The sequence below is a fragment of the Desulfobulbus alkaliphilus genome (assembly GCF_016918545.1).
In the GTDB taxonomy this organism is placed as follows: Bacteria; Desulfobacterota; Desulfobulbia; order Desulfobulbales; family Desulfobulbaceae; genus Desulfobulbus; species Desulfobulbus alkaliphilus.
Genome location: NZ_JAFFQC010000006.1, coordinates 35675 through 61930 on the forward strand (window position 1 = coordinate 35675; position 26256 = coordinate 61930).

The 26256-nt window shown below is 53.6% G+C and carries 23 protein-coding genes, 1 tRNA gene and 2 pseudogenes; 21 read left to right on the forward strand and 5 right to left on the reverse strand.

Annotated features, from left to right (window positions below; translation table 11 throughout):
• Window positions 1-10: 10 nt before the first annotated feature.
• From JWG43_RS04710 to murA, 14 genes and pseudogenes are all read left to right on the forward strand, one after another.
• Window positions 11-361 carry a DUF1844 domain-containing protein gene (locus tag JWG43_RS04710; protein WP_240193386.1) on the forward strand — a complete coding sequence of 117 codons (351 nt, stop codon included), beginning with the start codon at window positions 11-13 and terminating at the stop codon, window positions 359-361.
• 15 nt (window positions 362-376) lie between these two features.
• Window positions 377-1237, forward strand: a pseudogene (gene ispE, locus JWG43_RS04715) (4-(cytidine 5'-diphospho)-2-C-methyl-D-erythritol kinase); the annotation flags it as partial.
• Between the two features lie 93 nt (window positions 1238-1330).
• Window positions 1331-1405 (forward strand) — tRNA-Gln (locus tag JWG43_RS04720).
• Window positions 1406-1426: 21 nt separating this feature from the next.
• The gene (locus JWG43_RS04725; protein WP_205241670.1) at window positions 1427-2365 is read left to right on the forward strand and encodes a ribose-phosphate diphosphokinase; all 939 of its coding nucleotides are present in this window, start codon (window positions 1427-1429) and stop codon (window positions 2363-2365) included.
• A 237-nt stretch (window positions 2366-2602) separates the two neighbouring features.
• Window positions 2603-3160, forward strand: coding sequence for a 50S ribosomal protein L25 (locus tag JWG43_RS04730; RefSeq protein WP_205241671.1), 558 nt, complete (start codon window positions 2603-2605; stop codon window positions 3158-3160).
• 99 nt (window positions 3161-3259) lie between these two features.
• Entirely contained in the window at window positions 3260-3859 is a 600-nt protein-coding gene (gene pth, locus JWG43_RS04735; RefSeq protein ID WP_205241672.1) for an aminoacyl-tRNA hydrolase, read from the forward strand.
• 221 nt (window positions 3860-4080) lie between these two features.
• A complete protein-coding gene (locus JWG43_RS04740) occupies window positions 4081-4557 on the forward strand; it encodes a CarD family transcriptional regulator (RefSeq protein ID WP_338033233.1) in 477 nt (158 codons plus the stop codon).
• A gap of 21 nt (window positions 4558-4578) precedes the next feature.
• Entirely contained in the window at window positions 4579-5565 is a 987-nt protein-coding gene (locus tag JWG43_RS04745) for an RluA family pseudouridine synthase (protein ID WP_205241673.1), read from the forward strand.
• A complete protein-coding gene (coaE, locus tag JWG43_RS04750) occupies window positions 5562-6200 on the forward strand; it encodes a dephospho-CoA kinase (protein WP_205241674.1) in 639 nt (212 codons plus the stop codon). Before JWG43_RS04745 ends, coaE begins: the two co-directional genes overlap by 4 nt.
• Before the next feature lie 531 nt (window positions 6201-6731).
• Window positions 6732-7982 (forward strand): transcription termination factor Rho, encoded by a 1251-nt coding sequence (gene rho / locus JWG43_RS04755; protein ID WP_205241675.1) that lies wholly within the window; start codon window positions 6732-6734, stop codon window positions 7980-7982.
• 89 nt (window positions 7983-8071) lie between these two features.
• The gene (gene rpmE, locus JWG43_RS04760; protein ID WP_205241676.1) at window positions 8072-8290 is read left to right on the forward strand and encodes a 50S ribosomal protein L31; all 219 of its coding nucleotides are present in this window, start codon (window positions 8072-8074) and stop codon (window positions 8288-8290) included.
• A gap of 282 nt (window positions 8291-8572) precedes the next feature.
• The gene (gene prfA / locus JWG43_RS04765; protein WP_205241677.1) at window positions 8573-9643 is read left to right on the forward strand and encodes a peptide chain release factor 1; all 1071 of its coding nucleotides are present in this window, start codon (window positions 8573-8575) and stop codon (window positions 9641-9643) included.
• Window positions 9644-9661: 18 nt separating this feature from the next.
• A complete protein-coding gene (prmC, locus tag JWG43_RS04770; RefSeq protein WP_205241678.1) occupies window positions 9662-10525 on the forward strand; it encodes a peptide chain release factor N(5)-glutamine methyltransferase in 864 nt (287 codons plus the stop codon).
• 51 nt (window positions 10526-10576) lie between these two features.
• Window positions 10577-11863, forward strand: a complete 1287-nt coding sequence (gene murA, locus JWG43_RS04775; RefSeq protein ID WP_205241679.1) for a UDP-N-acetylglucosamine 1-carboxyvinyltransferase — start codon at window positions 10577-10579, stop codon at window positions 11861-11863.
• On the opposite strand, the gene JWG43_RS04780 is transcribed toward murA, so the two are convergent.
• Together JWG43_RS04780 and JWG43_RS04785 are read right to left on the reverse strand one after the other, a co-directional pair.
• Window positions 11853-13568: a two-component system sensor histidine kinase NtrB gene (locus JWG43_RS04780; RefSeq protein ID WP_205241680.1), complete on the reverse strand. Its 1716-nt coding sequence runs from the start codon at window positions 13566-13568 to the stop codon at window positions 11853-11855. The two genes, murA and JWG43_RS04780, sit on opposite strands and share 11 nt — an antisense overlap.
• Before the next feature lie 61 nt (window positions 13569-13629).
• The gene (locus tag JWG43_RS04785) at window positions 13630-15006 is read right to left on the reverse strand and encodes a sigma-54-dependent transcriptional regulator (protein ID WP_205241681.1); all 1377 of its coding nucleotides are present in this window, start codon (window positions 15004-15006) and stop codon (window positions 13630-13632) included.
• A 236-nt stretch (window positions 15007-15242) separates the two neighbouring features.
• On the opposite strand from JWG43_RS04785, the pseudogene tatC reads away from it, so the two are divergent.
• From tatC to JWG43_RS04805, 3 genes and pseudogenes are all read left to right on the forward strand, one after another.
• A pseudogene (gene tatC / locus JWG43_RS04795) lies at window positions 15243-16045 on the forward strand (twin-arginine translocase subunit TatC).
• Between the two features lie 388 nt (window positions 16046-16433).
• Window positions 16434-17714: a class II fructose-bisphosphate aldolase gene (locus tag JWG43_RS04800; RefSeq protein ID WP_205241683.1), complete on the forward strand. Its 1281-nt coding sequence runs from the start codon at window positions 16434-16436 to the stop codon at window positions 17712-17714.
• A gap of 63 nt (window positions 17715-17777) precedes the next feature.
• Entirely contained in the window at window positions 17778-18788 is a 1011-nt protein-coding gene (locus JWG43_RS04805) for an NAD-dependent epimerase (RefSeq protein WP_205241684.1), read from the forward strand.
• 287 nt (window positions 18789-19075) lie between these two features.
• Here the strand turns inward: JWG43_RS04805 and dxs are convergent, their stop codons facing one another.
• The 3 genes from dxs to JWG43_RS04820 are packed head-to-tail and all read right to left on the reverse strand — an operon-like array spanning window position 19076 to window position 22120.
• The gene (dxs, locus tag JWG43_RS04810; protein ID WP_205241685.1) at window positions 19076-20998 is read right to left on the reverse strand and encodes a 1-deoxy-D-xylulose-5-phosphate synthase; all 1923 of its coding nucleotides are present in this window, start codon (window positions 20996-20998) and stop codon (window positions 19076-19078) included.
• Window positions 20999-21000: 2 nt separating this feature from the next.
• A complete protein-coding gene (locus JWG43_RS04815; protein ID WP_205241686.1) occupies window positions 21001-21897 on the reverse strand; it encodes a farnesyl diphosphate synthase in 897 nt (298 codons plus the stop codon).
• A complete protein-coding gene (locus tag JWG43_RS04820) occupies window positions 21887-22120 on the reverse strand; it encodes an exodeoxyribonuclease VII small subunit (RefSeq protein WP_205241687.1) in 234 nt (77 codons plus the stop codon). Before JWG43_RS04820 ends, JWG43_RS04815 begins: the two co-directional genes overlap by 11 nt.
• A gap of 330 nt (window positions 22121-22450) precedes the next feature.
• Between JWG43_RS04820 and xerC the strand changes: the two genes are divergently transcribed.
• The 4 genes from xerC (at window position 22451) to JWG43_RS04840 (ending at window position 26154) form a co-directional block, all read left to right on the forward strand.
• Window positions 22451-23389, forward strand: coding sequence for a tyrosine recombinase XerC (gene xerC, locus JWG43_RS04825; RefSeq protein ID WP_205241688.1), 939 nt, complete (start codon window positions 22451-22453; stop codon window positions 23387-23389).
• Between the two features lie 221 nt (window positions 23390-23610).
• A complete protein-coding gene (gene hslV / locus JWG43_RS04830; RefSeq protein WP_205241689.1) occupies window positions 23611-24150 on the forward strand; it encodes an ATP-dependent protease subunit HslV in 540 nt (179 codons plus the stop codon).
• Between the two features lie 5 nt (window positions 24151-24155).
• A complete protein-coding gene (hslU, locus tag JWG43_RS04835) occupies window positions 24156-25565 on the forward strand; it encodes an ATP-dependent protease ATPase subunit HslU (RefSeq protein ID WP_205241761.1) in 1410 nt (469 codons plus the stop codon).
• A gap of 52 nt (window positions 25566-25617) precedes the next feature.
• Complete coding sequence (locus JWG43_RS04840; protein WP_205241690.1) at window positions 25618-26154, forward strand: zinc ribbon-containing (seleno)protein DG; 537 nt, start codon at window positions 25618-25620, stop codon at window positions 26152-26154.
• The last annotated feature ends 102 nt before the right edge of the window (window positions 26155-26256 follow it).

Genomic DNA, 26256 nt, shown 5'->3' on the forward strand with positions numbered 1-26256 from the left:
GTGGAAAAGAATGACCGATACGATGACCGACAAGATGACCAACAAGATGACCGATTCGCAAACAAATTGCGGCGAATGCCCGGACGGCCGGATCAAAGACTCTTCCGGCAGGTGCGTGATGCCGGCAGTGACGTTCGCTTCCTTTATTCTGTCCCTTAACACCTCCGCCCTGTACCACATGGGCGAGTTGCCGCACCCGGAAACCGGGCAAAAGCTGGTGGATCTTGAACTGGCCAAGCATACCATTGACACCTTGATTCTGCTTGCCGATAAAACCAGAAACAATCTCGATGCTGACGACAAAGAACTGTTGACCCGTATTCTCTATGAATTGAAAATGCGGTATGTCAAGTTGTGCTGATCTGGCGAGAACGGTATGTCGGTGCTTCAGCAGACCACGCTCTTCCTCTCTGCTCCGGCAAAGATCAATCTCGGGTTGCGGGTCACCGGGCGTAGGCTGGACGGGTATCATACCATTGAAACCGTGATGCAGAAGATCGGTCTGTGTGATGAACTTGAACTCAGGCGCGGCGGTAAAGGCATCCGTCTTCGCTGCCCGAACGGTACAGCGCCGGAGGACGAAACGAATCTGGTGTATCGGGCTGCGGATCTCTTTCTGCGGACCATGGCGGACCGATGTGCCGGGCCTCTATCCGGAGTGGATATTGTGCTGCGCAAGAGAATACCCGTGGCGGCTGGATTGGGGGGAGGCAGCAGTGATGCCGCCGCCACTCTTAAGGGGATGCAGGCATTGACCGCGGTCAGGTGTTCCGAAAAAGAGCTGGCCGCCATGGGGTTGCGCCTGGGAGCGGATGTTCCCTTTTTTCTTGGTGAGGCTCCTGCCGCCAGAGCGACCGGTATCGGTGAAATACTCACTCCTGTCGCTCCGTTGACCAACTATACCGTGGTTGTGGTCAATCCAGGATTTCCAGTATCCACGCAATGGGTGTATCAGACTTTTGCATTGACAGTCGGTAAAAATAAAAGTAAGAAAAAATGTTTTAAAAAAAATACTAATAATTCAGATGAAAAGAACCGCTGTTGCAACGAATTTCCGCAGTCGGCGGTTCTGCGAAATGATCTGGAAAGTGTCACTGTCGTCCGCTATCCGGAGATAGGGCGACTGAAAAACGAGCTGAGAACTCATGGAGCCGAAATGGCCCTGATGTCGGGTTCCGGGCCTTCGGTGTTCGGGCTGTTTGCCCGCAGAGAGGATGCCGAATCCTCATACAATGTTCTCAGGAAACGAATCAAGTTTACCTTCATGGTTGCTCCGCTCACCAGGAGCGAACAGGGCAATGTCCTTACTAATGCAAATCAGCTCATGGACTGGGGCGTCGTCAAGCGGTAAGACACAAGGTTTTGATCCTTGCATTCGGGGGTTCGAATCCTCCCGCCCCAGCCAATTTCAGCAGAGATGTGAACCATGCCAAATAAACTGAAGATTTTCAGTGGCAATGCCAACCCGGCCATTGCCCGGGAAATCTGTGCCTATCTGCAGGTTCCCCTGAGCGCGGCGGAAGTCAAGGCCTTCTCGGACGGGGAGATCGCCGTTGAAATTGGCGAAAATGTGCGCGGCGCCGATGTCTTTGTCATTCAACCGACCTGTACACCCGTGAATGACAATCTCATGGAGTTGCTGATCATGGTTGATGCCTTGCGGCGGGCATCAGCCCGCAGGATTACCGCAGTGCTCCCCTATTACGGTTATGCGCGTCAGGATCGTAAGGTTCGACCCAGGGTGCCGATAACCGCGAAAGCAGTCGCTGAAATGCTCATGGTGGTCGGCACCCGGAGAGTCCTGTGCATGGACCTGCATGCCGGACAGATTCAGGGGTTTTTTAACATTCCTGTCGATCACCTCTATGCGGCTCCCATCATTTTACAGTATATCCGAAATACCTTTTCCGACGTAATCATGGTTTCTCCCGATGCAGGAGGGGTGGAACGAACACGGGCTTTTGCCAAGCGCTTGAATACCGGTCTGGCAATCATTGACAAACGTCGTGAGCGGGCCAACGAGTGCGAGGCGGTCCAGGTCATTGGGAATGTGGCGGGAAAAACAGCCATTCTGCTCGACGATATCGTCGATACTGCCGGCACCCTGTGCAGTGCAGCCGAGATCCTCAAGGAGATGGGCGCACGAGAGGTCCATGCCTGTTGCTCCCATGGAGTTTTATCCGGGCCTGCCATCCAGCGTATTCAGGCATCCTGTATGAAGTCACTGATGATCACTAATTCCATTCCCTTGGGGGAAGATGCCAGCCGTTGCGAAAAAATAACCGTCCTGTCCGTGGGCGCATTGCTCGGAGAAGCTATCAGCAGGATCCACAACGAAGATTCCGTCAGTTACCTGTTTGTTTAACAAGTGTCTATCCGAAAACGAGATATCATTGTTCTGAAGCGAAGTGCACTCGCGCATTGAACCACGGGCATGGAGAAATTCTCTCAAGGATTGGATTTGACAGTGCAACAAAGTATCAGGTCTGGATCCGTAATCGTTCACCAGGTGCGAGGAGACGATTGCGTTACCCGGACAGAGAAATTTAATGAGAAATTTGATGAATTGTTTTAGATCCCGGAGTCAGGGGGGGAGGCGTATATGCTACAGGTGAATATTGAATCAACAGTGCGCAGCGTATTCGGAAAGGGGCCGATGCGGCAGATGCGTATGCGGAAAATGACCCCCGCCAATCTGTACAGTAAGGGTCTTGAACCGGTTCCTCTCCAGTTTGAAACTGCAAAGCTCTTTAAAAGTCTTTTGTCCATTCAAGGGCGTAATGCCGTCGTCACACTGCAAATTGAAGGCGACAGCAAAGATAAGCGGAATGCTCTGGTCAAGGAAATTCAAAAAGAGCCGGTCTCCGGCAAAGTCCTGCATGTTGATTTTTTTGAGATCGAACTCGACCGTGCTGTTCCTTTTACCGTGCCGATTGAATTCAGTGGGGTCGCTAAAGGTGTTGATCTTGGTGGTGAGCTGCAGATTTTCAGAAATACAGTGCGCCTGCGCGGTTGTCCGCTTGATATCCCGGATATGATCAAGGTTGATGTTACTCCCTTGGAGCAGGGGGGGCGTGGCTTGACCTTTGGTGACCTGGATATTCCCCAGAATGTTGAAATGCTGGAAAAGGCCGGCACCACGGTTGTCACCGTCTATTGATCGCAGGGGGAACCAACGACAAAAGTTGTTTCCTGCTGCGGCATCGAAGTGTAACGAGCCGAAAAAATTTCGGCTCGTTTTTTCTCATCCTGATCCCGCATGGCAAGCCCTGGTTTTTTTCTCATAGCAGGCCTGGGTAATCCTGGCTCCCAGTATCAACGTACCCGTCACAATGTCGGCTTCCTGTTCATTGATTATCTTGCCGACGGTCATGGATGGCGGGTAGATTCCGAGAAAATGCAGGGCTTGTTCTGCCGTGGCGGTATCCATGGCGCTCAGGTGCTTCTTGTCAAGCCGCAGACCTATATGAACCGCTCCGGTGTTTGTGTGCGGGCTTTTGTCGACTACTTCAAAATTCCCCTTGAGCATGTACTGATCATGCACGATGATATAGATCTGCAACCAGGACGGATAAAAATGGTACGCCAGGGCGGGGCTGGAGGACATAATGGCATACGTTCCATTATTGGTCACCTCGGGACCGATGTTTTTGCCCGTATGAAAATAGGTGTTGGTCGTCCGAGTATCGATCATGCTGGACAGGGGCAGCCGGTGGATCGATATGTATTGGCGAACATGTCGGCTGAGGAAGTGCACCTGTTTCATCAGCGGGCCAGCCTGATGGAGGAAGCGGTCGCCCTGTTCATAACCCGGGGCATAGATGTCTCGATGAACCTGATCAACGGTCGCTGCAACTGACCCCCGCCGGCCTCTGTCCCAACCGCATCAGGGCGCCCGGAACAGTCGCTACCCTGCAGATATCATACACAGTTTTCAACGCATTTTTTTCTTCCTCTCTTTTTTATCCTTCCTTTGCCTATATTGAAAAAATTTGCTATAATAGTATTTTAAGAACATGCTTCTCCCCCCTTGCTGCGTCTTTCCAGCGTTTGTCCATTATCTTTTTCTCGGAGGCTCACGTGTTTTCAGAAGGTGATATGGCAGTCTACCCCGCTCATGGTGTGGGGCAAATCGAAACCATAGAAACACAAAATATCGGTGGGGTTGATCAAAGTTTCTATGTGATGAAAATACTCGATAACGACATGACCATCATGATTCCGACAGCAACCAGTTCCAATGTCGGTCTCAGGGCGATTATTTCCAGGGATGAGGCTGCCAAGGTGCTTGATATCCTCAAAGAGCGCGACGTAACGATCACTGCACAGACGTGGAATCGCCGGTACCGCGATTACATGGACAAAATTAGAACTGGCTCAGTTTTCGAGGTAGCCATTGTGCTCCGCGACCTTTTTCTCTTGAAAGAAGATAAAGATCTCTCCTACGGCGAACGTAAAATGCTCGACACCGCCAAAGGTCTGCTGATCAAGGAATTGTCACTCGCCAATCAGATGGAAGAAAAAATGATTGAACAGCAGATTGAAAAACTTTTCTAAGGGCGAAGCGGGTAGCAGTCCATGGCGCAAACCGGCGCAGATGACCAGGCAGTGACACACGCCAAATTCTGGAAAAAGGAGCAACAAGACTGTCATACCATAGAGTCAAACGAGGCCGGCCAGCGGCTTGATCATGTTCTCACCTCCAGGTATCCTGAGCTTTCACGTTCCTTTTTAGCATCTTTGATTCATTCAGGGCACATTCTTGTTGAGGGTCGGCAGGTCAAAGCTGCCTACAAAGTGCGTGCGCAAGATTCGCTCACCATTGTTTTCCCGCCCTCGTCGCCATCGCCTCTGCAACCGGAACGCATCGATTTTCCCATTCTCTTTGAAGACGAGCACCTTCTGGTTCTCACTAAACCTCCAGGACTGGTGGTTCACCCGGGCAGCGGCCAGCACAGCGGGACACTGGTGCATGGACTTCTCTACAGATACCTCAACCTGCCGGCGGCGGATGCAGATCGTCCCGGTATCGTTCACCGCCTAGACAAGGAAACCTCCGGTGTCATGCTGGTGGCAAAAAACAATCAGGCCCTGCGTACATTGATGGCTGCCTTTAAAAACCGGGAAATCAATAAAACGTACCATGCATTGTTGTCCCGTTGCCCCCATGATCGGCAAGGCAAGGTAATCGGCCCCATAGCCAGGCACCCTGTCCACCGGAAAAAAATGGCTATTGATGAGAGGCGTGGCCGGTACGCGGTCACTACCTGGCAGATTGTGGAAGAATTCGCCAATGGCTGTTGTCTGGCTGACATTGCCATTGAAACAGGCAGGACCCACCAGATTCGAGTGCACATGGCTTCAGTGCAGGCCGCGGTGCTGGGTGATTCCCTCTATGGTGGCGCGCAAGGCCAACATGCGTGGTTGCGGCCACAACGGCAGATGCTCCACGCCAGTACCCTGCGTTTTGCCCATCCTTTTTCAGGGGAGCAGCTTTGTTTCACTGCTCCTTTATGGCACGATATGCAGGCAGTGCTCGATATTTTGAGGAATACCCGGCTATGAAGCCCATGCTGCTAGGGGTTACCGGGGGGATCGGCTCCGGAAAAAGCAGTGTCAGTCACCTGTTGGCAGCATATTGTCTTGCGCCACGCATCGATATGGATCACAGTTGTCGTCGTTTGTTGGAGGTCGAACAGCCTGGATGGTGTGCCTTGCGAGATGCCCTCGATTCCGGATTTTTTCTGCCGGGGGGTGAGCTTGATCGACCCGCGCTGCGGGAGCGTCTCTTTGCCGACAACGCCTTCAAACAAAAGATTGACGCGCTCCTTCACCCCTTGGCCCGTGAAGCGATGCGCAGGGAAGTGGCCCTGTTGCGCGCATCGTTGATTCTCATTGAGATCCCGCTGTTATTCGAAGCCGGCTGGCAAATGGATGTTGACGCGGTTCTTGTGGTCCATGCCCGTCGCGCTATACGCTGCTGTCGTATTATGAACAGAGATGGCGTGACCCGAAGAAGTGCTGCTCGCGCCATCGCCTCCCAGTTGGATGAAGCGGTCAAAGTGCGTCAGGCCGATTTCGTCATTGACAACTCCGGATCCTGGATTGAGGTCAGGGAGGATGTTATCGCTTTAGGGAGAGTTCTCTCCAGGCGTGTTCCAGAAGAATTTGGCAAGAAAGTGCTTGACAGTCGAACGTGAAACAAATATTTAGCTCTGTAACATCTCAACGGATCGATTACTGTCCATCGGTTTCCTGTTCTGATATTTCTCACGCTCCATATATTTGGTATTCGTTCACCGGGGCGGGTGTACGATTATCGCACCTGGTACCTGAAGTCGTTGACCAGTGTCGTTGATCTGGACAAAGGGGTTGCCGGGCTTAATCCAAGCCTGCGCCAGACAACCTGATCGTCTGCAGTTGCAGTGCTGGTGAACATTCGTTCTTTTTTTGTCAACTGGAACAAGGCTCGAAAAGTCGGTTGCAGTTGAATACACTGTCTCCCTGTATATCATTCAGACCCGTCCTGCCTTTTTCATCCAGTCTGCCCAACATATACAGCGACAACGTACAGTCAGTCATCTTTCTCATTATCTCAGCGCGTTGGCGCCAATGTGAGCCCTTCACATTTTCAATGTGTTCACCCATCGTCACGACAACTTCCCTCGCCGCCAAACTGATCCCCGTCAGTCTATTGCTACGATCCGACCTCATGGAGGAATGACCGGTCAATGAATCCAACTGATTTAAAAAACAAAAAAATTAAAGATCTGGTCAGCCTCGCCGCCTCTCTTAACATTGAAGGCTACAGCAACATGACCAAGCAGGAGCTTATTTTTCACATCCTCAAGGTCCAGGCTGATGAAGACGGTAAACTGCGGGGAAGCGGTGTTCTGGAAGTTCTGCAGGATGGGTTCGGGTTCCTTCGAGCTCCTGATTACAACTACTTGCCCGGGCCCGATGATATCTATGTGTCGCCCTCGCAGATCCGGCGTCTCAATCTTCGCACCGGCGATTGTGTGGAGGGCGAAGTGCGGGCCCCCAAGGACAATGAACGCTATCTGGCCTTGCTCAAGGTCGACACCATTAATTACGAGCCGCCTGATGCCGCAAAAAATAAAACAGCCTTTATCAATCTCACGCCACTGCATCCCGACCAGCTGATCAATCTCGAAACCACACAGGACAACCTGTCCATGCGGGTCCTGAATATCACCTCTCCCCTGGGCAAGGGGCAGCGAGGTCTGATCGTGGCGCCTCCTCGTACCGGCAAGACCATGCTCATGCAGAACATCGCCAATTCGATTGTCACCAACCACAAGGAAATTATTCTCATCGTTCTACTCATTGATGAACGTCCCGAAGAGGTGACCGACATGCGGCGCAGTGTTTTGGATGCCGAAGTGGTCAGTTCCACTTTTGACGAGCCACCGCAGCGCCATATTCAAGTGGCTGAAATGGTCATTCAAAAGGCCCAGCGACTGGTGGAGCATAAAAAAGATGTGGTCATTCTCCTTGATTCCATTACCCGGCTGGCCAGAGCATATAATACCGTCACCCCGGCTTCGGGAAAAATCCTATCCGGCGGTGTGGAGGCCAATGCCCTGCATCGTCCTAAACGCTTTTTCGGAGCAGCCAGGAATGTTGAAGAAGGGGGCAGCCTGACGATTCTCGCCACTGCCCTGATCGATACCGGCAGCCGCATGGATGAGGTGATCTTTGAAGAGTTCAAGGGGACTGGCAATATGGAGATTGTGCTGGACCGAAAGATGGCCAATCGCCGCATCTATCCCGCCATTGATATCCTCAAATCCGGAACGCGCAAGGAAGATCTGCTCCTGCCTGCCGAGGATCTCAACCGTATCTGGATTCTCCGTAAACTGCTCTCCTCCATGAATCCAGCTGATGCAATGGAGTTTCTCCTCGACAAAATGAGTCAGACCAAAAATAACCACGAGTTTTTTGCATCAATGAACCGGTAGGCTCAGTTTTTTCTTTCGAGAAACCAGGAAAAAAGATATATTAACTTTTTTAAATATTTTTTCGGGATACCTTTTTTAAGGAGCATGTCATGAAACCGGATATCCATCCAAAATATCATGCTATCAAGGCAAGTTGTGCCTGTGGCAATGAAATTGAACTCGGCTCGGTGAACAAAGAGATGAAAATCGAAATCTGCTCAGCCTGTCATCCATTTTTTACCGGCAAGCAGAAGCTGGTCGATACCGCGGGGCGAATTGAAAAATTCAAGAAAAAATACGCCGGGTTCCAGGGCGGCAAAAAAAAATAACCTGAATTCTTGACGGCTGGACGCTTGCTACGGATATATCTTGCTGTGATCATTTTGTAATTGCAGCGGAATCCCAGGCAATAACTATCACTAGCCGCCCCCTCGGGGCAGAAAGCTCACGAATTCAGGAATACGTTTCTCCGTTCTCTTTTGAACCTCTCCTGACCGTGTTGACCACGGTGCCTCGGGCCGTCGAATCGCGGAGCAGCGATTCAGAAACGGGTGATATCCAATGGACCGTCTGTCCGCCCGTAACCTCCTTTTCCACGGCTGTTTCCTCTCATGTTTGAGAACTTGCGTGACATTGATGAAAAACTGAGCATGCTTGAGCGGCAACTCTCTGATCCCGGTCTGGTCAATGATCAGAAACGGTACCGGGAGATTGTTCGCGAGCACGCTTCGGTGGCCAAGTTGGCGGAACTCTATACGTCCTACCGGGGTGTCTGCGAAGCCATTCGGGAGAGCCAGGAATTTCTCCGCGCGGAACAGGACGATCCCGAGCTGGTGGATCTGGCCAAGGCTGAAATCAAGGAACTGTCTGACCGTAAGGGTTTGCTTGAGAAGGCCATCCGCCTGCGCCTGCTTCCCAAGGATCCCAAAGACGAGAAGAACATTTTTCTTGAGATCAGGGCCGGAACTGGTGGTGATGAGGCGGCTCTTTTTGCGGCAGATCTCTTTCGCATGTATCATCGATACGCCGAAATGCAGGGTTGGAAGGTGGAAGTGATGAGTGCAAATCCCATTGGTATCGGCGGCTATAAAGAGATCATCGCCTTGGTGAGCGGTAACCAAGTGTATTCACGCCTCAAGTATGAGTCCGGTGTCCACCGTGTTCAGCGTGTACCGGATACCGAGGCCCAGGGTCGTGTGCATACCTCCGCTGTGACGGTTGCCGTTATTCCGGAGGCCGATGAGGTCGATCTGCACCTGGAGCCTCATGAATTGAAATTTGACGTCTTTCGTTCTTCCGGTCCCGGGGGCCAATCTGTGAATACTACTGATTCCGCTGTTCGGGTGACACATCTGCCCACCGGGCTGGTGGTGACCTGTCAGGATGAAAAATCTCAACACAAAAATAAGGCCAAGGCACTTCAGGTCTTACGAGCCCGCCTGCTGGATCAAATGGAACAGGAGCGACACGACCGTATCTCCGAGGACCGGAAAAGCCAGGTTGGCAGCGGCGATCGAAGTGAGCGCATCAGGACCTATAACTACCCGCAAAGCAGGGTGACCGATCACCGGATCAATCTCACCCTTTACAGGCTGGATCAGGTGCTTGCCGGTATGCTTGATGAAGTGATCGTGCCGATTATCACCCATTACCAGGCAGAAGCACTCAGCTCTTTTCAGTAGCCTGCTCCGCTGCCTGCGATGACGGTTGATGTCCTGTTGAAAGCCGCAGAGGCACAACTCGCCGAAGTCGGTGTAGAAAATGCCGGGCTTGAAGCCCGGTTGCTGTTACAGCATCTGACCGGAATGAACAGAAGCGAGCTGATTCTCCACGGCGGTCGATGTATTGATGCGTCCATGGGGCAGCAGTATCAGCAGATGGTCGACCGGCGCCGGCAGCGCGTTCCCCTGCAGTACATCACCGGTAGCCAGGAGTTCTGGTCTCTGGATTTTTTCGTATCCCCGGCTGTTCTTATACCACGTCCTGAAACAGAATTCGTCCTGGAGCATGTGTTGACGATTTGCCCACCGGCAAGCGCCGTTCGCTCTGCTCTTGACATGTGCACCGGAAGCGGTGTGATGGCCGTTGTCCTGGCCAGGGAGCTGAAATGTTCAGTTGTCGCTGTCGATATTTCTCCATCGGCGTTGGCGGTAGCCACGAAAAATCTCGACCGCCATGGAGTGGCCGGTCTGGTCAGCCTGGTCTGCGGTGACCTTTTCACTGCTCTTCACTGTCAGCAAAAATTTGATCTCATTGTCAGTAACCCCCCCTATATTCCCGAGGGGCTCATTGATCGCTTGGCCCCGGAAGTGGGCCGGGCCGAACCGCGGCTGGCCCTCTCCGGTGGCGCCGACGGCCTGGTAACCCTGCAGCGACTGGCCCATGAAGCCCAAGCTTTTCTTATGCCGGGGGGCTGGGTGTTTGTCGAGATCGGTGCTGATCAAAAAGAAGCCGCTCTTGCCTTGTTTACCGCGCCTGGAAGGTGCTATGAAGAGGTTCGTGTCTTCGAGGACTGGGGAGGTCGGCCCCGGGTTGTTCAGGCGCGTTTATCGGCTCACGGTTGACATCTGTACACGGAACTTTGTTCCTTTTCTCTTTGTTTTTAACGGGTTGTTATGGACAAGTTGATCATAGAAGGCGGACAGCCTCTGTATGGAAGTATCGCTATCAGCGGCGCAAAAAATGCTGCGCTTCCGCTGATGGCGTCCACTCTTCTGGCTCCTGGGTGGCATACTTTGCATAATGTCCCGGATTTGCGCGATACCAGGACCATGCTCACCCTGCTGGAGATTCTCGGGGCCCGGTGGGAGCGAAACGGTCCGACTCTGCGCATCAATACCGACCAGATGACCGGTGTCGAAGCACCCTACGAACTGGTGAAAACAATGCGGGCATCGGTGCTGGTTCTGGGCCCCCTGCTTTCCCGGTGTGGTTTTGCCCGGGTTTCCCTGCCCGGGGGCTGTGCCATCGGGGCCCGTCCCATAAATTATCATCTCCTGGGTTTTGAGAAATTGGGGGTGTCCACCCAACTCGAACAGGGCTATGTCGAGGCACGTGTTCAGGAGGGGGGCATGCGGGGCAGCACCGTCTACTTTGACCTGCCTTCGGTGACGGGCACGGAAAACCTGCTGATGGCATCGGTTGTTGCCCGAGGCGAAACGATCATAAAAAATGCCGCCAGGGAACCTGAGGTCGGCAATCTCATTGACATGCTCATTGCCATGGGCGCGGATATAGCAGGGAAGGGCACGGATCTGCTGATCGTCCGCGGGGTTGAATGCCTGCACGCCGGCGAAGCGACCATCATACCCGATCGCATTGAAACCGGAACCTACATGATTGCCGTTGCCGCCGCCGGCGGTATGGTGACCCTTACCAATTGCAATCCCGAAGATGTTCCTGCCCTTGCCGATAAATTGGCCCTCTGCGGGGTCGATATCCGGAATTCATCCAATTCGATAACGGTCTCCTGTCCCGAAGATCAGGGGGAAAGTCGTTGCCGCCTGCGCAGCACCGATATCACCACTTTGCCTTTCCCCGGTTTTCCCACCGATCTCCAGGCCCAGTTCATGGCCCTGATGGTGCAGGGCGATAGCACCTCCATCATCCACGAAACAATTTTTGAAAACAGATTCATGCATGTCCCCGAACTGAAACGCATGGGTGCTGATATCGCTATTGAAGGGTCGCGGGCCATCGTTCGTGGTGTCGGTCGCGACGTATTGAATGGTGCCCCGGTCATGGCCACCGATCTGCGCGCCTCGGCCTCTCTGGTTATTGCCGGTCTTGCAGCCACCGGCAGAACCGAGGTTTCAAGAATATATCATCTCGAACGTGGTTATGAAGACATGGCGGGTAAATTGCAACGCCTGGGGGCCAGAGTCAATGTGATCAGGGCGTAACTGTTTGCGGCAGCGGCAGATACAGACGGACGATGCAGCCTTGTGGTTCGGAGCTGTTGATGGCAATGGAGCCGCGGTGGTTGTCGATAATCTGGCGGGCAATGGCCAGGCCCAGGCCGGTGCCGTCGGTACGGCTGGAGAAAAAGGGCTGAAAGACTTTTTCCCCCAGTTCATCGGGGATTCCGGGACCTTGATCGCGCACTTCGATGCGTATTCCATCCATGCCGTCTTCATGGATTTCTGAAGCGCTGATCACAATAGCCTCGCTGGTTCCTGCAGTGGCGAAACAGGCATTTTCAATGAGATGGGTCAGAACGGTATGCAGCTGCTGGCGGTCGGCCCAGCAGTGAAGACGGGAATCGATTTCTTTGACGATTTTTTCTGGAGCCGGTGCATTACGCTGCGTTCGTACATGATAGAGGACATCATCCAGTAAACGGTTCATGTCAAACCATTCGGGTTGAATGGGGGCTGGTCGGGCAAACTGGAGGAAATCCGTGATGGTCTGGGCCATCCGCTTTGATTCCCGGAGGATGATGCCCAGCAGTGAGCGTAAGGTGTCAGGGTTGAGTGAGGCGATGTTTGCTGCCTCCAGATTGAGAATCTGAGCCGATCCGGAAATGGCTGCCAGGGGATTTCTGAAATCGTGGGCAATGGAGGCACTTAATTCACCGATGGCCGCCATCTTTTCCCCTTCACGAATTTGCCGTTCCATCCGTTCAATCTGACTGATATCCTGCAGTGTGACCACCTTCCATTTCATCCGCAGACCTTCACCCGGTCCTTGCTCGACAGGCATATTGAGGAAGGAAAAAGAATACCCTATCCTGATTTTCATCCCATCGCTTTTTTCAAAGTCACAGACACTTCTGCCCTGTCTGTCGTGGAGCAGAATGCCGGGGAAACAGCGGTTGAACGGCTGTCCGAGAATTTTACCCCGTGGGTAACCGGTGATGCGTTCCGCTGCATGGTTGCATGAGGTGATGACGTTGCCATGATCCGTCGTGATAATGCCTGTACTGATATCATCAAAGATCTGTTTGTAGAGCAGAGAGAGCCGGTCATATTCCAGGGAGGTCTTGGTCAGTTTTTCCTCGGTGAATCGCAGCCGGCGCGCCAATTGTTCGCTCAAGAGCGCGGCAAGGAAAAAAATGATCCCATACACGGCAAAGAGGTTGGTGCCGGTGAGATAGGTCTGCGGTGGCTGATACGGTCCTGCGTGAAAGTATTCGGGTATCCAGCCGAGGAGTTCACCAGTCAGGACTGCACCATACAACAGGGTGGCAGCTGCTGCCGGAATCAGTCCCCCCATTCTGGAGAGAATCAGCCCTCCAGCAATGACCGGCAGGATGAACACCGTGGTGAAAATGGATTGGCTGCAACCAGTGGCGTACACGAGCAGAGCAACAAAAACTGTGTCAGAGAGCAGTTGAATAATGGCGAACCGGCGGACAGGTCCTCCTTTGCCCCGTTGCAGCAACAGGGCCGCGGCAATGGAGTAGCCATAGAGGATACAGAGAAAAAACAGGGTCACCGCCAGGGGCGGCAGGATGACCGGGTGCCCTTTTTCATGGAAAAAAGAAGAGATGGATATGAGCAGGGTGAAGAGACAGACTCGGATCAACAGCCACCAGAAGAGGTGCCGCCGGGTTTCCTGCTCCCGGTCAGCAGCCGGAATGAGGGCTTTGGTCAGTAAGCGGAACATGATTGTACTTTGATGGTATGGAAATGAGATCAATGACGGAGTTGGCAGTGCAGTGGAACTCTCAGTCAATCCCGTGTTTTTTTGTTTTGTAGCGTAAGCTGCGGAAACTGAGCTTGAGGAGTTCGGCTGCTCGCATTTTTGAATGATCGGCTTTGTTCAGGGCATGAATGATCATGTCTTTTTCTATCCGCTGGAGAATTTCTTCCAGACCCTGCTGGTAGAGTTCGTTTTCATCATGGGCGGCGATAAAAAGGGGTGCGTCGGCCTGTCTTGGCTCCTGTTTGCTCCTTTCCTGCCGATGCAGAGAAAGAATCAAATTTTCCGGTAAAATGATATTGGACAATTCCAGAGCGACTCCTCGTTCGATGATATTTTCCAATTCACGGACATTGCCGGGAAAATCATATTTCATCAGCACTTCCATGCCGTACGAGGAGATCGTCTGTACTTCCTTACCGAGCAGGGCTGAATATTTCTTAAGAAAATGTTCGACGAGCAGAGGAACATCACCGATACGCTCCCGAAGGGGCGGGACCCGGATGGGAACCACAGCCAGTCGGTAGTACAGGTCCTCCCGGAATTTCCCGGCAATGATTTCCTCTTCGAGAATTCTATTGGTGGCAGCGATGATACGCACGTTCACCTGCCTGGTTTTGGTTGAACCCACCGGCATGAATTCCCTTTCCTGGAGTACTCGCAGCAACTTTGTTTGGATTATTGGGGTCAACTCACCGATTTCATCGAGAAAAGCTGTTCCAGTATCCGCCTGTTGAAACAGTCCGGCTTTGTCGGCAATAGCCCCGGTAAACGAACCCTTGACGTGGCCGAAAAGTTCGCTTTCCAGCAGGCTTTCAGGAATAGCACTGCAGGTGATGGGGACAAACGGGTTGGCTGCGACCCTGGAGCGGTTGTGGATGGCTTTGGCAACCAGTTCCTTGCCGGTGCCCGATTCGCCATAAATGAGAACGTTTGCCGGCGTCGGCGCGATTTTTTTAATAAGATCGAAGATCCGCATCATCTCGGCGCTGCGGCCGATAATTTCAGGAAAACAATGCTCCGGATCGGGAGGATCATGCTGCTTTCGTATCAGTGCCGAACGGATCACCCTTTTGATTTCATCAACATTGAAAGGCTTGGTGATGTAGTCGAAAGCGCCGTTTTTCATGGCGGCCACCGCATCGTCGGGTGATGCGAATGCCGTGATCATGATCACAGCGATTTCCGTTCGCAACTGTTTCAACCTGGCCAGCAGCTCCAGCCCGGTCAGCCCCGGCATACGAATGTCGGATATAACGAGGTCAAAGGGATCCTGTTCCGCCAGATTGAGGGCAGAACCGCCATCAACCGCGGTGGTCACTTGGTATCCTTCTTTTTCGAGCAGGATCTTGAGAAATTCACGCATGCTCGGTTCATCGTCGACAACGAGGATGGAGGTCATGGTGCTCCTTGAGAAAAAACCTTCAAAATCAGTCCATTGTATTATTTCTCAGTGTAGCCCCAAGTTGAAGATGAAGTCAAATGATATCCTATCCGGTTTACAATCGCAGCGGGATAGGGTACAAACGACCAAACATACTTTTTGTTATCGGCGCTGGCCTTCGTGAGGATGCAAAACCGTATTGAGTCCCTGAGCGCTGAACAGTATCCTTTCTCAAGAACTTGGGTGAAAACGACGTGGAAGCACAGGAACAATTCGATCAACAGACCCTGACGGAACATCTGGCGGAATTGCGCTCCTGTCTGCTGATCTCTCTGGCTGCTCTGGGCGTTTGCTTTGTCATTACCTACAGTTTTGTTCAGCCCCTGGCGGACTGGTTTCTCCGCCCACTGATTCAAGTGTTGCCGGCCGATCAGCATCTCATTTTCACGGCGTACCAGGAAGGGTTTTTTTTTATCTGAAAATTGCCCTGGTTTTTGCCGCCCTTTTTGCCAGCCCCGTCATTTTTCTGCAGATCTGGCGATTTATTTCCCCCGGATTATATCGTCATGAAAAAAAGATCCTGGTTCCTTTCACGGCGATCTCGACCCTTTGTTTTCTCGCCGGTACAGCTTTTGGTTATTATATAGTTTTTCCCCCGGCCTTTAATTTTCTCCTTGGCTATTCCAGCGAATTTCTGGAACCCATGCCGGCGGTGAACGAGTATTTTTCCCTGGCTCTCCGTCTGTTCCTGGCCTTCGGTCTGGTGTTTGAACTGCCAGTTTTCATGGTTTTGCTTGGCAAGGCAGGCCTGGTCGACAAGCCTTTTCTGGTGAAAAACAGAAAGTATGCCCTGTTGATGACGTATGTTGTGGCGGCGGTCCTGACACCACCGGACGTGGTCAGTCAGTTTCTCATGGCCGGCCCGCTCATTGTCCTCTATGAGGTGAGCATTGTGGCTGTGGCGGTTTTTGCCCGCCGGCCTTTTTCCAGTTTCAACACCGGCAATGGGGGCGGAGATGGAGGCATGTCCGGTTCTGGTTCTTCCGGTGCAGCATGACCACGATGTGGATGATTTGAACCTGAATCCGTGACGGCCGGACGCTTGTTTTGGATATACCTTGCTGTGATCATTTAATTGCAGCGGAATCCTTGATAATACCTTTCACCAGCACTTCATCAGTAAACGATCAGGTAACCGCGGAGAGCTGTCGCCAGAACTCGTCCGCCTGCTTATCCACCTGTGAAGCCCCGGCAGACACTTCCAGCTCCCAGGTCATGCAGCCTTATACCTGTATCCATTGAACGGTTCTTGGTCGTGTGTTTGCATTGATCCGGTTTTGAAACCGATCTCAAGGGATGAAGATTTTCGATGGGTGAGAAATGCGAGCAACTCGAGATCAACCCGAACAGATTCATGGCATGTATCAGTCAACAGGAGGAAGAATATGAGTTATGTCAGCGATTTTGAAAAAGCCCTTGAAATTGGCAGGCCACCCAATATCAGAGCACTGTTTCCCAATTCACGGGCATTGATTGTCAGCGGTAAAGTTATTGATCGTGCCCTGCTGACCAAGGGTGGCGCCATGACCATTGCCGCCAACGGCAGGAGTCATCTGGTTATCCGTGGCGCCCTGCAGGCGGCTCAGCGTGCCCATGCCGCCATTATCATTGAAATCGCCCGATCAGAAGGGGGGACTAATGCGTACTGTCCCACCAATTTCTGGAATATCGCCCGCCAGGTTGACGCCCTCTGCAATGAAATGGCCATCACTGTACCAGTGGCGATTCATGCTGATCATTACGGTATCAAAAAAATGGCGGATGTTCCTGTTGCCGCGGTTGAAATTCCCACCCTGTTCGAGGCCGGCATTACATCGATCGCCATTGATGCCTCTCATATGCCCGATGCCGACAATCTCCTGGCCAGTATTGAACTGGCTCGATATGTGCCATCCTGGGCAGGCCTGGAAACAGAGGTTGGGGAGATCAAGGGAAAATTTGGTTTGTCGACCAGGGAAGAAGCTCTTTTTATCATTCAGGGTCTCAACGCCCATGATGTTTTTCCGGACTGGATCGCTCTCAACAACGGCACCACCCACGGCATTGAGGCCTCGGCTCAAGGCATCCAGGTTGAGCTGACCGCCGAGATCCATGGGGCGCTGGCCGATTACGCCATTTCCGGGGCGCAGCACGGGACTTCGGGAAATAATTCCGAGCGGTTGCGTGCCATCGCTACCCAGACCCGCTCCACCAAAGCCAATGTCGCCACAGCCCTGCAAATGCTGTCATGGGGCCTTGCGGTGAATGATTATGGGAACGCTGTTCTTGATGACAACGGAGAATTTGTCAAAATTCCCGGCGAGGGGGTCACCGAAGAACTCTGGCTGGAGATGCGAAGCTATGCCGAGGCCAGAGGGTGGAAGAAGGGTGACTATAAAAACCTTAATCTGCCCTTTGAAAATAAAATCATGGGCCAGCCCCGTTCTGTGCGGGAGCGAATGGCCCGCCGGGTCGAGAATTTTATCTACACCATGTTGACCCAGGTTTTTCAAGCTGGTGATACCGCCCGCCTGGGCGTTGCGACCATTCTGGCAGCCGGTTCCTATGACATCGGCCCCAAGGTCGGGCGGATGGAGTCTCCGGAGGCCTGGACCGAGGAGAGGATACGGGAGCGGGCCGCTTTATTGACTTCGGACAAAGGACCGGCAGGGGATTATGACGATTAAACCACTGTTCCCAGGTATCCGGCACGGCAATGAGCAGGTATGCTCCGTAACAGGTTGCGGGAAATGCGGAAAATATTAATCACCGGCGCGGCTGGTTTTATCGGACATGGTCTGGCACTTCGCCTGCTCGCCGAAGGCAGGGATGTTATCGGGCTCGATAATCTCAACGAGTATTATGATCCGCAATTGAAACAGGACCGTCTGTCTCAATTGCAGGCCCACGACAGGTTCCGCCACGTCCAGTTCGATATGGCGGAACGGGACCGGACCGCAGACCTGTTTGTTGCCGAACAATTCGATGCGGTGGTCAATCTGGCGGCCCAGGCCGGGGTTCGGTACTCGCTGGTCAATCCGCATGCCTATGTGGACACCAACCTGGTTGGTTTTGTCAATATTCTCGAAGGATGTCGGCAAACAAGCGTCAAACATCTGGTCTATGCATCATCAAGTTCGGTGTACGGTGCCAACACCCGGATGCCTTTTTCCGTGCACGACAACGTCGACCATCCAGTTTCTTTATATGCGGCTTCGAAGAAGGCCAACGAACTGATGGCCCATACCTATAGCCACCTCTTTGGTATTCCGACCACAGGGCTGCGGTTTTTTACTGTCTACGGCCCGTGGGGCCGCCCGGACATGGCCCTGTTTCTCTTCACCAGAGCCATGCTGGCCGGCCAGGCCATTGATGTGTTCAATAACGGTAATATGGAGCGAGATTTTACCTTTATCGATGATATTGTCGAGGGCGTGGTGCGGGTGATTGACCAGGTGGCCGTGCCCGATCCTTACTGGAGTGGTGATCAACCTGACCCGGCAACCAGTTACTGTCCCTGGCGGGTGTTCAACATCGGCAACAACAAAAAAGAATCGCTGATGCGCTACATCGAGGTGTTGGAAGACTGTCTGGGCTGCAAGGCGGAAAAGAACTTTCTGCCCATGCAGGACGGTGACGTGCCGGCGACCTATGCCGATGTGACCGAATTGGTTCAGGCGGTGGGTTTTCAGCCCTCGACCTCCATCGAGGTCGGGGTGAGAAAGTTTGTTGATTGGTACCGGGAGTACTATCGGGTGTGACCTGTCCTGCCGATGGAGGCTTACAGCCTGAATCCGTGAGCGTTCGTCCGTGCGTCAGTTTTATTGTCTGTGACCGTTCGATTAAAGTAAACTTTATCGAACGGTTACGGGCAATGAAGATGGCGTGCGGACGGACGCCCCGCAGGGCGGCTGGTGAAAATTATTATCAAGGATTCAGCTACAATTATAATCTGATTACAGCTAGCTATAACCAAAACAAGAGCCCGGCCGTCACGGATTCAGGTACAGGGCAGGGGAGCGCTGAAAACTCCCGCCAGGTGGAGTTTTCAGCACCCTCTGTTGCACCTGTCCAGCAACTCAAGCGTGTTGCGAACGATGCCGTCGGCATCCAGCCCGGCCTTGCTCCAGAGTAGGGTTTGGGGACCATGTTCGATGAAGGTGTCGGCATAACCGAGAATTTTTACCGGCAGATGCAGTCCGCGCTCATTGAGGAGCTGGAGAATTGCGCTGCCAAAGCCGCCCAGGCTGCTGTTATCCTCCACGGTCACCACCCGTCCGGTGCGTGCTGCCCAGGTGGTGATGAGGGTACTGTCCAAAGGCTTGAGGAAGCGGGGATTGATCACCGCTGCTCCGACCCCTTGCTCGGCAAGCAGATCGGCCGCGGCCAAGGCCGGATAGACCCGGTTGCCCATCGGCAGCAGCAGCACATCCTCGCCTTGTCGCAGCACTTCTCCCTTACCGATGGGCAGGTGATGGGGAGAGGGGGCGAGGGGGACACCCTCGCCGCTGCCTCTTGGGTAGCGGAGGACCACCGGACCTGTATGGTGAAGGGCGGTGGCGAGCATGTGCTGCAGCTCATTTTCGTCTTTGGGGGCCATCACCGTCAGGTTGGGAATGAAACGAAGAAAGGAAAGGTCAAAAACCCCGTGATGGGTCGGGCCATCGGCACCGACGACACCACTCCGGTCCAGGGCAATGGTCACCGGCAGATTCGGCAGGCAGACATCGTGGATCAACTGGTCCAGGGCCCGCTGCATAAAAGAGGAGTAGACGACGAAAAAAGGGCGCATGCCTTCCAGTGCCAGGCCGGCGGCAAAGGTGACGGCGTGTTGTTCGGCGATGCCGACGTCAAAAAAACGATCCGGGAATTCTTTGCTGAAGTCCTGCAGTCCCGTACCTCCCGGCATGGCGGCGGTGATCGCCACCAGTCGTTCATCTCTCTGAGCCAGGCTGCACAGGGTGTTGCCAAAGACCTTGGTGTATGTAATTGGCGCACTTTTGTTCTTTCTTGGAACGCCGGTGGTGATGTCAAAAGGTCCGATCCCGTGATAATCACCGGGATTTGTTTCTGCCGGCTCGTATCCTTTACCCTTGGTGGTAATCACATGGACGAGTACCGGTCCGTGGTTGTGGTCCCGGACATTTTTCAGGGTGGCGATGAGGTCGTCGAGTTCATGGCCGGGAATCGGGCCGATATATTTGAATTTCAATGCTTCAAACAGCATGCCCGGAGTAAAGAAACCTTTGAGGCTCTCTTCACTTTTACGCAGGACCGTAAGGATGTTTTCTCCCACTGAGGAAAGCGCCATCAGCCGTTCCTCGATGTGATCCCGCATACGTCTGATGGTCTTTCCGGTCATTTTCCGGCTGAGAAAACTGGAGAGAGCGCCAACGTTTCTCGAGATTGACATTTCGTTGTCGTTGAGGATCACCACCAGATCCCGCCCCAGGTCACCGGCATGATTCAACCCCTCAAAAGCCATGCCCGCGGTCATGGAACCATCACCGATGACGGCGATGACCTTGCCGGTGTCTGCCCGAATATGTTTGGCCGCTGCCATGCCGAGACTGTAGGAGATGGAGGTGGAGCTGTGGCCTGCTTCCACCGGATCGTATTCACTCTCGGCCCGCTTGGGAAAACCGCTCAGTCCCTTGTATCGACGCAAGGTGGCAAACCGGCCTTTGCGTCCGGTGAGGAGTTTATGAGCGTAGGCCTGGTGGCCGACATCCCAGACCAGTTTATCTCGGGGGGTGTCAAAGACATAATGCAGGGCCAGGGTCAGTTCGACGACACCAAGGCTGGGGGCCAGATGACCGCCGGTTTCAGCCACTGTGGCGATGATGGTGTCACGGATTTCGCTGGCAAGACCTTCCAGTTCCTGCAGGTTGAGGCCACGCAGATCATGGGGTGAATCAATAGTATCCAGCAGGTTGACCTGCCGTTCTGTCTGGGTATCGGCAATGAGCATAGCTATCTGGTCCGGTCGACAATGTACTTGGCAAGCGCTCTGAGCGGGTCAGCCTGTCGGTCAAAGGGGGTGAGTGCCGAGATGGCGGCCTGGACAGCTTCCCTGGCCATGGTTCGCGAGGTACCTCTGCCCAGAAGAGAAGGGTAGGTGCTTTTTTCTGCTTTCATATCGCTACCCGCCGGCTTGCCCAGTTCCTCGGTGGTGGCTTCGACATCGAGAAGATCATCGACGATCTGGAAGGCCAGGCCGATATGACCGCCATAGGTCTCCAGGGCCATTTCCTGCTCCGGATCAGCTCCAGCAACTATGGCGCCACTGACCACTGAAGCGGTGATCAGCGCGCCGGTCTTGCTGTAGTGAATGGTGCGCAGCGTCTCATAACCGATCTGTTTTCCCTCATGGAGCATGTCCAGAGACTGTCCACCGACCATACCCAGCGGACCGGCGGCCCTGGCAATGAGATTGATGATACGGATCCGGTCCGCATCGGGGAGAGCAGCGCTGGCCTGGCCGCTGAGAAGATCAAAGGCATAGGTGAGGAGTCCATCACCAGCGAGAATGGCAGCGGCTTCCCCAAAAACTCTGTGATTCGTTGGTTTGCCGCGGCGAAGATCATCATCGTCCATGGCCGGCAGGTCATCATGGATGAGAGAGTAGGTATGGATACATTCCAGGGCGCAGGCGACGGTCAGCGTTTTTTTTCGGGTCGCTTCGCTCGGGTCCACCGCTTCAGCACCGGCCAGGCAGAGAATGGGACGGATCCGCTTGCCACCAACGAAAAGACTGTATCGCATCGATTCGATATGGTTGTGGAAAAGACCGACAGCGTCGGGTATGAGGCCGGCCAGATGTTCCTCGACCCGCTGCTGTTGCTGGGTAAGGTAGATTTTAATCTCCACCGTTTTCCTCTGTAAAAGGCAGACCAGCCAACTGGCCGTTCTTGTTCAGCAGCAGTTCAACCCGTCCTTTGGCCTCCTCGAGCCTGCTGCCACAGAACTGTACCAGGGCAATACCTTCGTTGAATTTGTCGAGGCTTTTTTCCAGACTCAGTTCTCCTGCCTCAAGCTCTTCGGTTATCTGTTCGAGTTTGGCCAGGGCGTTTTCAAAGGTTTTTTTTGCCATGGGAGCCGGAGTCCGTTTCTGGAATTTTTAATCTGATGCTGTGCAAGAAACCATTTGTCGGGTGCGGGCGAGCAATCGCTTCACCCATAAGCTACGATTCAGGTTGCAGAAACGGCAGGTAGTTTTCGTGTAATCGGGTCGAAGCAGAGCAGGTCGATTGTGCAGCTTCAGGTCAAAACAGGAAAGTAGCATCCTCACGGAAAACTGAAAATACTCCACCCGCACTTTGCCAGATGTGGATGCATTGGGCGAAAAAAACAGTTGCAACAATATCGAAAGTAGCTCTACATTCTAAACATTCTTTTTTCCGGTTTCAATACTTCTTTCATTATGACAGGTTATATCGAACAATTCATCTCCTGGCTTGCCGTAGAAAAAGGGTACTCGCTCCACACAGTTGTTGGCTATCAGCGTGATCTCGGCGAATTTCAGCGGTTCTGCGCGGCAGTGTCCGATCCCCGGGCAATCAGGGCCCAGGAAGTGCAGGCGTTTGTCGGATCGCTGTACGCAGGGAATGCCAGCGCTTCCGTGGCCCGTAAGCTTTCCTCCCTGCGAAGCTTTTTCAAATATCTGCAACGGGAGGGAGTGGTGGAGTCTGATCCGGTCACCGGCATTGCCGGCCCAAAGCTCAACCGCCATATTCCGGTTTTTCTCACTGTGGATGAGGTTTTTGCCCTGCTCGAGGCGCCGACGGCCAAAGATCGATATCATCGTCGAGACCGGGCGATCATGGAACTGATGTACTCCACCGGTATGCGGGTTTCCGAGTTGGTGGGCGGCAATACCGAAGATTTTGATTTTACGACTGAGATGGTCCGGGTTCGAGGGAAAGGGAACAAAGAGCGATTGATCCCTTTTGGTCGTTCAGCGGCCGAGGCGCTGCGCGTGTACTTGCCCGAGCGTGATGCCTTGATCGTCGCTCGTATGGCCAGGGGCAAGGAGGCCGAGCGCAACGCTCTGTTTCTCAACGCTCGGGGAACGCGATTGACCGTGCGGAGCGTGGAAAGGACCATCCAGATGTATGGAGAGCGGGCCGGTATCGCTACCACGGTGACACCGCATGGCCTGCGCCATTCTTTTGCCACCCATCTGCTGGAAATGGGAGCTGACCTTCGCATGGTTCAGGAATTACTCGGACATGTCAGCCTCTCAACGACGCAGAAATATACCCATGTCAACATCGACCACCTCGCAAGGGTGTATGATCAGGCGCACCCCCAGGCCCGTAGGGACAAGGAGCCGAACCAGGAAAGACAGGTTACGGATTGACTCCTTTTCTGATAGTGTTTACAACTGCTCACCATATTGATCCGTTTATCAACAATCAACCAGTGACCATCCGGAAACAATGCTGTTCCCCCCAGAATCATTGTGATGCTGGCAAAGTTTTTTTGGAGCAGGACAATTCGACAGCAGTTGCAGTCGTCGGAGCGCCGTTAGAGAGAACAGCACCGTTTGTTGGCGGATGGACACCAACCTGAAAATAGAACATGAGCCAGCCAGAAAGACGTTCCACCACGATCATCGCCATTCGCCACCAAGGTCAGGTTGTTGTTGCCGGTGACGGTCAGGTTTCTCTCGGCCAGACCATCATCAAGCATCAGGCGAAAAAGGTTCGCCGCCTCTATCACGATCAGGTCATCACCGGTTTTGCCGGAGCAACCGCTGATGCCTTCACCTTATATGATCGTCTGGAGCAGAAGCTTGAGCAGTACAACGGTAATCTGATGCGGGCGGCGGTCGAATTGGCCAAGGACTGGCGGATGGATAAAATGCTACGGCGACTCGAGGCCATGTTGATAGCTGTTGACGCGACCCATTCTCTGCTGCTTTCCGGCAACGGCGACGTCATCGAAGGGGATGACGGGATTCTGGCCATAGGGTCCGGTGGCCCTTATGCCCAGGCCGCTGCCAAGGCATTGATAGACCATTCCGAGCTTGATGCCGCTGCCATTGCCAGGGTTGCCCTGGAAATTGCCGGTTCATTGTGCGTGTATACCAACACCAACATTGTTGTCGAAAAAATATGAAAGAAATGCAGGAACTCAACTCTCTCACCCCTGGGGAAACCGTTGCCGAACTTGATCGATACATTATCGGGCAGGCCGAGGCCAAACGTTCGGTGGCCATCGCCTTGCGCAATCGCTGGCGGCGACAACAGGTCGAACCGCCTCTGCGGGAGGAAATCGCCCCGAAAAACATCATCATGATCGGACCGACCGGAGTCGGCAAGACTGAAATCGCTCGGCGTCTCGCTCACCTGGCCCAGAGTCCTTTTCTCAAGGTTGAGGCTTCGAAATTCACCGAAGTCGGGTATGTCGGTCGCGATGTTGAATCCATGATCCGTGATCTGATGCAACTTGCAGTCAACATGGTGACCCGGGAAGAAGAGGAAGGGGTGCAGGGCAAGGCAGCGGAGATGGCCGAAGAACGCCTGCTTGACCTCCTTCTGCCGCGACCGGCCGGACAAGGTACCGGTCGAACGACTCCGCCCAGGGGTGATGTGATCTCCCTGGGGTATGAAGATCAATCGATCGGGCAGGAGGATCTCAGGGGTCAGGCCACCAGAGAACGGTTTCGTGATATGCTCCACCGGGGAGAACTGAACGATCGGGTGGTGGAACTGGCGGTGCCGTCATCCGCCAGTCCCCCAATGGTGGAGGTGTTTTCCGCCTCAGGCATGGAAGAAATGCAGAATTCACTCCAGGATGCTTTTTCCAGGTTCTTTCCCAGGAAAAAACAGCCGAAAAAGATGAAGGTTCCGCAAGCCCTTGAATTTCTCAAAAAGGAAGAGGCCCAACGGCTGGTGGACACTGAAAGTGTCACGGAAAAGGCCATTCGTCGCACCGAGCAGTCCGGCATCATCTTTCTTGACGAGATTGATAAGATAGCCTCCCGTGGCGGGACCGGTTCAGGTTCACCCGAGGTTTCCCGGGAGGGAGTGCAACGTGATCTGCTGCCCATAGTCGAGGGGACCACGGTCACCACCAAGTATGGACCGGTCAAAACCGACCACATTCTTTTCATTGCCAGCGGCGCTTTTCATGTCTGCAAGCCTTCCGACTTGGTCCCCGAACTGCAGGGGCGTTTCCCGATCCGGGTTAATCTGCATGCGCTTGGCGAGGAGGAATTTTATCGTATTCTCACCGAGCCCAGGAGTGCGCTGATCAAACAGTATGTCGCCTTGCTGGCCACCGAGGATGTTCAGTTGATCTTCGAAGAAGAAGCCATTCGGGAGATGGCTCGAATCGCAGTGCAGGTCAACCGCAAGACGGAAGATATCGGTGCTCGTCGTCTGCACACCATCATCGAACGGGTGCTTGATGAAATTTCCTTTGATGCCTCGGATCGGGAGGACCTGGTGTTTACCGTGACGGCTGAATATGTGCTTCGGCAGTTGACTGATATCTCCGAAAACGAGGATTTGAGCCGATACATTCTCTGATGCTGGTCCGGTTTGTTCAGTGTCGCGACACCATCCCATCCTGTGGGGGGCCATGGATCTGGAATTTGCAATTGACTTGAAATACTGTCCCCGTTGCAGTGATGAATACCTATGGGAGATCCGCAGCTGCGTCGCCTGTGGCCTGGAACTGCTCACCGGCGAACAGATGTTGACCATGCACAAGAGTCGGCGGCATGGGGCAGGGATTGCGGTCCGTTCCCGGGACATTCGAGCCGATGAACCGGTGATCACTCTGCGCCAGGGAGGGATGGCTTTGCTGAAGCAGTTGCAGGAGTGTTTATCTCGACAAGGTGTGCCCGCTCTGCTCTCCGGGGACGGTACGGTCAACTGTGGCCGGGGCTGTCGCGGCCCCGAGGTCCTGCTGCAGGTGCGGCCTGCTGATGTACAGGAAGCCCTGGCCGTGCTGGACGGGGAACACAGGCGCACCACCGGGTTAGCGGACCATGATGTCAGTCTGGCCGGTTCGGTGTACGACAGCAGTGCGTCCGAGGCAATCTGCCCGGCGTGCGGGTTTTGCTTTTCCACCAGCACCGATGCCTGTCCGGACTGCGGGCTTTGTTTTTCCTGAGCATGGATTTTGGTTTGCCGTATCCTGAATCCGTGAGCATTCACGAGCATTGAACAAATCAGCCAAGCTGGGACGGCTCAGGTGCATCCGCATCCGATGAGC

Bases quoted from the DNA above. Each gene is read 5' to 3' on its own strand.
- JWG43_RS04710 (WP_240193386.1), top strand. From the start codon at position 11: ATGACCGATACGATGACCGACAAGATGACCAACAAGATGACCGATTCG.
- JWG43_RS04725 (WP_205241670.1), top strand. From the start codon at position 1,427: ATGCCAAATAAACTGAAGATTTTCAGTGGCAATGCCAACCCGGCCATT.
- JWG43_RS04730 (WP_205241671.1), top strand. From the start codon at position 2,603: ATGCTACAGGTGAATATTGAATCAACAGTGCGCAGCGTATTCGGAAAG.
- pth (WP_205241672.1), top strand. From the start codon at position 3,260: ATGGCAAGCCCTGGTTTTTTTCTCATAGCAGGCCTGGGTAATCCTGGC.
- JWG43_RS04745 (WP_205241673.1), top strand. From the start codon at position 4,579: ATGGCGCAAACCGGCGCAGATGACCAGGCAGTGACACACGCCAAATTC.
- coaE (WP_205241674.1), top strand. From the start codon at position 5,562: ATGAAGCCCATGCTGCTAGGGGTTACCGGGGGGATCGGCTCCGGAAAA.
- rho (WP_205241675.1), top strand. From the start codon at position 6,732: ATGAATCCAACTGATTTAAAAAACAAAAAAATTAAAGATCTGGTCAGC.
- rpmE (WP_205241676.1), top strand. From the start codon at position 8,072: ATGAAACCGGATATCCATCCAAAATATCATGCTATCAAGGCAAGTTGT.
- prfA (WP_205241677.1), top strand. From the start codon at position 8,573: ATGTTTGAGAACTTGCGTGACATTGATGAAAAACTGAGCATGCTTGAG.
- prmC (WP_205241678.1), top strand. From the start codon at position 9,662: ATGACGGTTGATGTCCTGTTGAAAGCCGCAGAGGCACAACTCGCCGAA.
- murA (WP_205241679.1), top strand. From the start codon at position 10,577: ATGGACAAGTTGATCATAGAAGGCGGACAGCCTCTGTATGGAAGTATC.
- JWG43_RS04780 (WP_205241680.1), bottom strand. From the start codon at position 13,568: ATGTTCCGCTTACTGACCAAAGCCCTCATTCCGGCTGCTGACCGGGAG.
- JWG43_RS04785 (WP_205241681.1), bottom strand. From the start codon at position 15,006: ATGACCTCCATCCTCGTTGTCGACGATGAACCGAGCATGCGTGAATTT.
- JWG43_RS04800 (WP_205241683.1), top strand. From the start codon at position 16,434: ATGAGTTATGTCAGCGATTTTGAAAAAGCCCTTGAAATTGGCAGGCCA.
- JWG43_RS04805 (WP_205241684.1), top strand. From the start codon at position 17,778: ATGCGGAAAATATTAATCACCGGCGCGGCTGGTTTTATCGGACATGGT.
- dxs (WP_205241685.1), bottom strand. From the start codon at position 20,998: ATGCTCATTGCCGATACCCAGACAGAACGGCAGGTCAACCTGCTGGAT.
- JWG43_RS04820 (WP_205241687.1), bottom strand. From the start codon at position 22,120: ATGGCAAAAAAAACCTTTGAAAACGCCCTGGCCAAACTCGAACAGATA.
- xerC (WP_205241688.1), top strand. From the start codon at position 22,451: ATGACAGGTTATATCGAACAATTCATCTCCTGGCTTGCCGTAGAAAAA.
- hslV (WP_205241689.1), top strand. From the start codon at position 23,611: ATGAGCCAGCCAGAAAGACGTTCCACCACGATCATCGCCATTCGCCAC.
- hslU (WP_205241761.1), top strand. From the start codon at position 24,156: ATGCAGGAACTCAACTCTCTCACCCCTGGGGAAACCGTTGCCGAACTT.
- JWG43_RS04840 (WP_205241690.1), top strand. From the start codon at position 25,618: ATGGATCTGGAATTTGCAATTGACTTGAAATACTGTCCCCGTTGCAGT.